6 protein-coding genes and 4 pseudogenes are annotated in these 7,174 nt (G+C 54.3%); 8 read left to right on the top strand and 2 right to left on the bottom strand.

The window, feature by feature from the left end:
- Positions 1 to 373, top strand: a 373-nt coding sequence (locus DWB67_RS17315; RefSeq protein WP_119808797.1) for an IS30 family transposase, incomplete at its 5' end; no start/stop codon positions are given.
- 37 nt (positions 374 to 410) lie between these two features.
- Here the strand turns inward: DWB67_RS17315 and DWB67_RS18525 are convergent.
- Positions 411 to 584 (bottom strand): annotated as a pseudogene (locus DWB67_RS18525) (transposase); the annotation flags it as partial.
- 371 nt (positions 585 to 955) lie between these two features.
- Between DWB67_RS18525 and DWB67_RS17305 the strand changes: the two are divergent.
- The 5 genes and pseudogenes from DWB67_RS17305 to DWB67_RS17285 form a co-directional block, all read left to right on the top strand.
- Positions 956 to 1,876, top strand: a complete 921-nt coding sequence (locus DWB67_RS17305) for a metal ABC transporter substrate-binding protein (protein WP_119808795.1) — start codon at positions 956 to 958, stop codon at positions 1,874 to 1,876.
- A gap of 102 nt (positions 1,877 to 1,978) precedes the next feature.
- Positions 1,979 to 2,902: a manganese/iron ABC transporter ATP-binding protein gene (locus tag DWB67_RS17300; RefSeq protein ID WP_119808794.1), complete on the top strand. Its 924-nt coding sequence runs from the start codon at positions 1,979 to 1,981 to the stop codon at positions 2,900 to 2,902.
- Positions 2,899 to 3,783, top strand: a complete 885-nt coding sequence (locus DWB67_RS17295; RefSeq protein ID WP_119808793.1) for a metal ABC transporter permease — start codon at positions 2,899 to 2,901, stop codon at positions 3,781 to 3,783. Before DWB67_RS17300 ends, DWB67_RS17295 begins: the two co-directional genes overlap by 4 nt.
- Positions 3,780 to 4,643 (top strand): metal ABC transporter permease, encoded by an 864-nt coding sequence (locus DWB67_RS17290; RefSeq protein WP_119808792.1) that lies wholly within the window; start codon positions 3,780 to 3,782, stop codon positions 4,641 to 4,643. Before DWB67_RS17295 ends, DWB67_RS17290 begins: the two co-directional genes overlap by 4 nt.
- A 178-nt stretch (positions 4,644 to 4,821) precedes the next feature.
- Positions 4,822 to 4,959: pseudogene (locus tag DWB67_RS17285) on the top strand (IS481 family transposase); the annotation flags it as partial.
- Positions 4,960 to 5,015: 56 nt separating this feature from the next.
- Here DWB67_RS17285 and DWB67_RS17280 read toward each other — a convergent pair.
- Positions 5,016 to 6,223: pseudogene (locus DWB67_RS17280) on the bottom strand (IS3 family transposase).
- An 87-nt stretch (positions 6,224 to 6,310) separates the two neighbouring features.
- On the opposite strand from DWB67_RS17280, the pseudogene DWB67_RS17275 reads away from it, so the two are divergent.
- Both DWB67_RS17275 and DWB67_RS17270 read left to right on the top strand, forming a co-directional pair.
- Positions 6,311 to 6,463 (top strand): annotated as a pseudogene (locus DWB67_RS17275) (transposase domain-containing protein); the annotation flags it as partial.
- Entirely contained in the window at positions 6,460 to 7,053 is a 594-nt protein-coding gene (locus DWB67_RS17270) for a plasmid pRiA4b ORF-3 family protein (protein ID WP_119808791.1), read from the top strand. The pseudogene DWB67_RS17275 and the gene DWB67_RS17270, both read left to right, overlap by 4 nt.
- Positions 7,054 to 7,174: the final 121 nt, after the last annotated feature.

Here is a 7,174-nt window from a genome sequence, read left to right as displayed (position 1 = left end):
GTTCCGCAACAACGACCGCAGCACAACACACCTAATGAACCGGTTGATGAGCGTGATGGAACCCCTGCCCCAACCTGCCCGAAAATCCATCACTTTTGATCGCGGGATTGAGTTCCGCAACTGGCGCAATTTGAAGCCGGGGATCGGAACGGAGGCGTGGTTCTGCGATCCCCAAGCGCCGTGGCAAAAGGGTTCCGTCGAGAACCTGAACAAGCGTGCGCGGCGCTACCTATCCCGCGACGTGCCCGTTGCCGCACTCTCAAATCGAGATATGAAGTCGATTTGTGACCGCTTGAACGGCACACCCAGAAAATGCCTGGGATGGCGAACACCAACGGAAGCATTTAGAGAAAAACTGATGAAACTCAGATAGCGGAACCGTCGCAACGACCCTTGAGATTCCACAGTCAGGTCTGAACGGCGGCGTCACTGCACACAAGCGGCCGGCCACGTTTTCCGGCGGGCTTCGCATACCGCACCATATCAGGATCAAACCAGATTACCAATGACCCGCGACGCTTAAGCGCCCTGTTATATGCAGGCCAGTTTAGGGTTTTGCAGGTTGGGATGTTCCGTTTACTCATGCCCCCAGTTATCACCCTAAATTCGAGAGATGAATCCCACACGGGGTTCGTGCAACAAAGCCTAAGCATCAAACTAGCAGATCGCGTAGACCTTTTTGTATCAAAAAAATACCTGCGTTATACTTATATTTGCCGGCAAATTTGCCCTGCTTTCTTGATCCGCAGCATGAAAGCCGACTGATAGCCAGCGCGAACACGGACTAATATAGTCTATAAATCGTATATGTTACATCGCGCCGTTGACACCTGCATGTCAACGGCGATGTCCAGACATTTTCACCTATAAAAATAGATGTCGCTATGATAATCATTGACTTTTGCGACTGGTTCTCATTATCAACAAAGCTATAGCAACCGAACCGGAGTATCCTATGTCGCGCCCGATCCTTGGTAGTACTGCCCTGACGGCAATGATTGCTTTGACTACGGTATTTACACTTCCGGCACGCGCGCAGGACGCTGCGAAGCCATTCAAGGTTGTGACGACATTTACTATTCTTCAGGATATGGCGCAGAATGTTGCGGGGGATCATGCTGAAGTTGTCTCGATCACCAAGCCGGGTGCTGAAATTCACGGCTACGAACCCACCCCGCAGGATATTGTCCGCGCCTCGGATGCTGAACTGATTTTGTACAACGGGTTGAACCTTGAACGCTGGTTCGAACAGTTCATCAACAATTTGGGGGAAATGCCTTCGGCCATCCTGACGGACGGGATCGAACCGATCTCGATCGCGGAGGGCGACTATGAAGGCCTGCCTAACCCTCATGGCTGGATGGGTCTGGATAACGCCATGATCTACGTCGATAATATCCGCGACGCGCTTTCCCAGCATGACCCCGACAGCGCCGACGCCTATGCCGCCAATGCCGAAACCTATAAGCAGCAGATCCGCGACACCGTCGGTCCCTTGCGCGACCGCATTCAGACAGTCCCCGATGACAAGCGTTGGCTTGTTTCATGCGAAGGTGCCTTCAGCTATTTGGCACGCGATTTTGATCTGAAAGAGGCATATCTATGGCCGATCAATGCAGACCAGACCGGCACCCCACAACAGGTCCGCAGCGTCATAGACGATGTTCGCGCGAATGACATTCCCGCTGTCTTTTGCGAAAGCACGGTCAATCAGGCCCCTGCCCAACAGGTTGCACGCGAAACCGGCGCGGCTTACGGCGGAGTTCTTTATGTCGACAGCTTGACCGCTGCCGATGGCCCGGTGCCGACCTATCTTGATCTGCTGCGTGTTGACGCCCAGACAATCGCAGATGCTTTGGCACCGGATGTGAACTAATCACGGCCGAAGCACTTAAGCTATACGTCCGCAGCAGGCACAATCTGCTGCGGCTTTGTCGTGTTCCGGCTTTTCCGGACCCTATGCTGCAAGGATGTAACAATGCTGGACAGATCCCCTACCCCGATAAACGATATTTCCAGCGGTGGATCTTCGGGCGGCATTGCAGCACATGACGTCACAGTGACCTATCGCAACGGCCATACTGCCTTGCATAACGCCAGCTTTGAAATTCCGCGTGGCACAATAACGGCGCTTGTCGGTGTGAACGGTGCGGGAAAATCCACCCTGTTCAAGGCGATCATGGGATTTGTACCGACAGCCCGCGGAAACATCACCTTGCTTGGCAAAACCATCAAGGAAGCACTTGCCGCAAATCTTGTCGCCTATGTTCCGCAAGCCGAAGAGGTGGACTGGGCCTTTCCGGTGCTGGTCGAGGATGTTGTCATGATGGGCCGTTACGGTCACATGGGCTTTTTGCGTCGTGCGTCAAAGACAGATCATGCCGCGGTCGAGGCCGCATTGGGTCGCGTTGGCATGTCGGAATTCCGCAAACGGCAGATCGGTGAATTGTCCGGCGGTCAGCGCAAACGGGTTTTTCTTGCAAGATCAATTGCGCAGGATGGTCAGGTTATTCTGCTGGATGAACCCTTTACCGGCGTTGATGTGCAGACCGAAGAAAAGATTATCACCCTTCTGCGTGAACTCAAGGACGAAGGGCGGGTCATGTTGGTGTCGACCCATAACCTTGGATCTGTGCCGGAATTTTGCGACCGTACGGTTCTGGTAAAGGGCACTGTCCTTGCCTATGGCCCGACCGAGACGACGTTTACCCGCGAGAACCTTGAAAAAGCCTTCGGCGGTGTTCTGCGCCATTTCACCCTTGGTGGTGGTGATCTGCATCATGACGAAGAGGATACGCGCGAACTGCGTATCATCACAGATGATGAACGCCCCTTCGTCCAATACGGGGAAAAGCACAAAGCCACGTCAGAGCAGAACGATAAGACAGGCGGTGACAGGTGATCAGCACGTTATTAGAGCCGTTCTCTTACGGCTATATGTTCAATGCCATGTGGGTATCATCGCTTGTCGGCGGGGTCTGCGCGTTTCTGTCCTGCTATCTTATGCTGAAAGGCTGGTCGCTGATCGGTGATGCCCTAAGCCATTCGGTCGTTCCAGGCGTTGCAGGGGCCTATATGCTTGGTTTGCCCTTCGCATTCGGGGCTTTTCTGGCTGGTGGTCTGGCTGCGGGGGCAATGCTGTTCCTGTCAGGACGGTCCGGCCTGAAAATTGACGTGATTATTGGTATTATCTTTACGTCATTCTTTGGTCTGGGACTGTTCATGGTGTCACTTTCGCCCATGTCGGTGTCGATCCAGACAATTATCATGGGCAATATCCTGGCCATCACCCCAAGCGACACTCTGCAACTGGCGCTTATCGGTGTCGTTTGCCTTGCTGTCTTGTTGTTGAAATGGCGCGATCTGATGGTCGTCTTCTTTGACGAAAATCATGCCCGCACCATCGGCTTGCGTCCCGACGTTCTGAAGGCAGTATTTTTCATCCTTCTTTCGGCAGCAATTGTTGCCGCCATGATGACAGTCGGTGCGTTTCTGGTCATCGCGCTGGTCGTGACGCCCGGTGCCACCGCCTATCTACTATGCGACCGCTTCCCGCGATTGATCATCGTCTCGGTCGCCATCGGAACAGTTACAAGCTTCCTTGGTGCCTATGTCAGCTATTTCCTTGATGGCGCCACCGGAGGGGTCATCGTGACCCTCCAGACCGCGATCTTCCTGACAGCCTTTGTCTTTGCCCCCAAACACGGCATGCTTGCGGCCCGTCGCAAGGCCAACCAAGCCCTGCTGCGCCAATCCGCACAACTGGATGAGGTTCGGACATGATCGACACATTACTTCAACCGTTCCAGTTCCCTTTTATGCAGAATGCGTTCTGGATCAGTGTTCTGGTCGCGCCTCCAACAGCACTTCTGTCATGTTATCTGGTGTTGAAAGGCTGGGCCCTGATGGGCGACGCGGTCAGCCATGCGACGCTGCCCGGCATTGTGTTGGCATGGATCCTTGGCATTCCCCTGATTATAGGTGCTTTTGTCGCTGGAATGTTCTGTGCGCTGATGACCGGATTTCTATCCGACAACAGCCGGATCAAACAGGACACTGTCATGGGCGTCATTTTTTCCGGAATGTTCGGCGTCGGGATCATCATGTATACCTCGATTCACACGAACGAGCATCTGGACCACATTCTGTTCGGGAACATGCTGGGTGTGGGGAATGCGGACCTCTGGACCTCGGGGGTGATTGCCGCCATCGTGACAACTCTTCTGGTATTGAAGTGGAAAGACTTTTTGCTGCATGCGTTTGATCCGGCGCAGGCCCAAGCATCGGGACTGCCAACGAATGTTTTGCATTATGGACTACTATGTGCCCTGTCGCTGACCATCGTTTCGACGTTATCATCGGTCGGCCTTATACTTGCCGTCGCCCTTTTAGTCACACCAGGTGCCATTGCTTTTTTGCTCGTCCGGAGCTTCGGGAAAATGCTGGTCGTATCACTGCTGGTGTGTACATTCGCAATGCTATCAGGGATCTATGCCAGCTTTTTCATCGACAGCTCGCCCGCTGCGACAATCGTACTGATTTTAACAGCAACATTCATCATTGCTCTGATACGCCGCCTTTCGATCGCACGTAAAACATCGAATATAGCAAGCGCGCGTATATCGGAAAATATGCAGACGTGATTGGGCTAAGGACCTATGGGTCAATTTAAGCTTGGGAAGCCTTCATGATGCATCATACCCGCACGATATGGGCTAGATGAGTAAACTTTATTGGCGAAGTAAGGCTACGAACGAGAGGCTGATTGTTTGATCCCAGACTTTGATGGTGAAATCTTTCCCTGGAATGGAAGGACGCATTATGGTCCTAATTCTTCACGGCAGCGCCATGACGGCTGAGGCAATCCGTCGAGCAATACAGAATAGTAAAGAAAGCCTAAGGACGTTTTTGACGCGTTACAGCATCAATCAGAAGACGGTCGCTAAATGGCGCAAAAGGTGGTTCGGTTTGTCTGAACAGGCTCCGAGCGTTTCTTAAGTGGTCTTCCGCCTTGGTTACGCCGCTACCACGTCTGGCATTGGCTGATTAAAGTAGGCCTGATCGGGCGTATTGCCGTCAAGCGACCAGTGAGGTCGTCGGCTGTTGTAAAAGCCCAGATGGCGCCCGATGGAGGCACGGGCTTCCGGGACGCTGGCGTAGGCATGCAGGTAAACCTCTTCGTATTTGATGGTCCGCCACAGGCGCTTGACGAAGACGTTGTCACGCCACGCCCCTTTGCCATCCATGCTGATCTTGATCTGCCGGCTCGCCAAAACCTTGATGAAGTCGGGGGATGTGAATTGGCTGCCTTGACGTCGCATGGCCGCTCGAACCGATGGCGCGACCATGCTCCATGTTAAATATCTCTGGTTTGCCATGCCGGGCCAGCGCCTCTTCGACGGCTTTAATACAGAAGTTGGCCTCCAGCGTGATCGACACCCTCCAGGACAGCACGCGTCTGGTAAACCAGTCCGGAACGGAGGCAAGATAAATGAAGCCCCGCGCCATGGGAATATAGGTGATGTCCATCGCCCAGATCTGGTTGGGCCTGGTGATCGGCAGGTTCCTAAGCAAGTAAGGGTAGATCTTGTGCCCCGGTGCCGGTTTTGAGGTGTTCGGTTTACGATACAGTGCCTCGATCCCCATGCGCCTCATGAGCGTGGCGACATGCAACCGGCCAACCTTGAAACCGTCCTGCACCAGCAGACCTTGCGGCATCCGGCTGCCCGCGAAGGGGAACTCCATGTGCAACTTGTCGATCCGGTGCATCAGCTTCAGATCAGGATCTGACACCGGGCGCGGCTGGTAATAGACGCTGCCCCGGCTGATCCCCAGAACGATGGCTTGCCGGCTGACGCTGAGCTTTGCTGAAGGATCGATCGTTTTTTGCGCTCGGCAACAGGCCCCTGCACGGTTCTCTCGAACCAATGGCGTTCACCGCGCAGTGCGTCGCGCGCCGGATAAAAAATCATTCTATAGCGCCAACTCTCCGATCTTGGCATGCAGTGTCTTCACGTCGATCACCGGCGCAAGTTCAGCCTTCGTAGCATCGCCGAATACTCCGGTTGCGCCTTCCAGCAACTGGTCACGCCACTGTTTGATCTGGTTTGGATGGACGTCAAAGTCCTGCGCCAGCTCGATCAGAGTTCGCTCACCCTTGATTGCCGCTACAGCGACTTTTGCCTTAAGCCGGGCTGTGGTTCCGGCGCGGTCGTCTTGTCATGGTCATCTCCTCGCTTGCAGTATCATGCTGCTGTTACGCGGAAAATCCGCTTATCCCTGCTATTCAGTTTCCCCGCGCCACCTCTGTCTCATCGTCATGGCAAAGATGAACGACATCGACCCTCAGGTTTGGCTGGCCGATGTGCTCGCCCTTCTGCCAGATATCCCGATCTCGCGCGTGCATGAATTGCTGCCTTGGCATTGGAAGATCACAGCAGAGTTGAAGAGGATTGCCGTATGACGCTGGTCGCACGTCTCAAGGTGACACTATTCGACGTCGAACCTCAGGTGCTTCGGCGCTTCGATGTGCCACTCAAGATCCAGCTGAACCGTCTGTACGACGTGATCCAGGCCGGGATAGACTGGACCGACACCTACCCTTATGAGTTCCGAGCCGGCGGTGTTGGTTGGGGCGCGTCAGATCCTGACGGCTATTACGATGGTCCGCTGCCCGCGAACAAATACAGCCTGCTCGATGTCGTCGAGGATCTCGGCACCAAGACCATCTATGACTTCGGCGACAACTGGCACCATGTGATCAAGGTCGAGAAAATCGATGACGCAATTCCGGGCGCCGACTACCCGCGCCTCGTCATGGCCATCGGTACTTTTCCGCCTGAAGATGTGGGCGGCTTCCCCGGCTACGCCGACTTCGTTGACGCCATGGCAGACCCCAAGCACGAAGAACACCACCGGATGTTGGAGTGGTATGGGGGAATGTTCGACCCTGAAGAGGCAGAGATCGACCGTATCCTCGACAACTTCGAGCGCCTCGCCAAAACGTGGACCCCAAAACCCTGCGAACCAAAAGCAGTTCCAAAGCCCGTTTGATCAATAGGGCACGTCAGAGGTGGTCGCAGGAATTCGGACCAGTTGCTAAGCTTTAGCGATTGACGAAGGACTGACCTGAGATGACGAAACGAAAGCGCTATTCTGCGGAGTTCAAGGCGAA

The organism is Paracoccus sp. JM45 (assembly GCF_003590715.1).
Classification (GTDB): Bacteria; Pseudomonadota; Alphaproteobacteria; order Rhodobacterales; family Rhodobacteraceae; genus Paracoccus.
The sequence above is the reverse complement of the archived record's forward strand: the minus strand, read 5'-3'. Positions and strand labels throughout refer to the sequence as shown.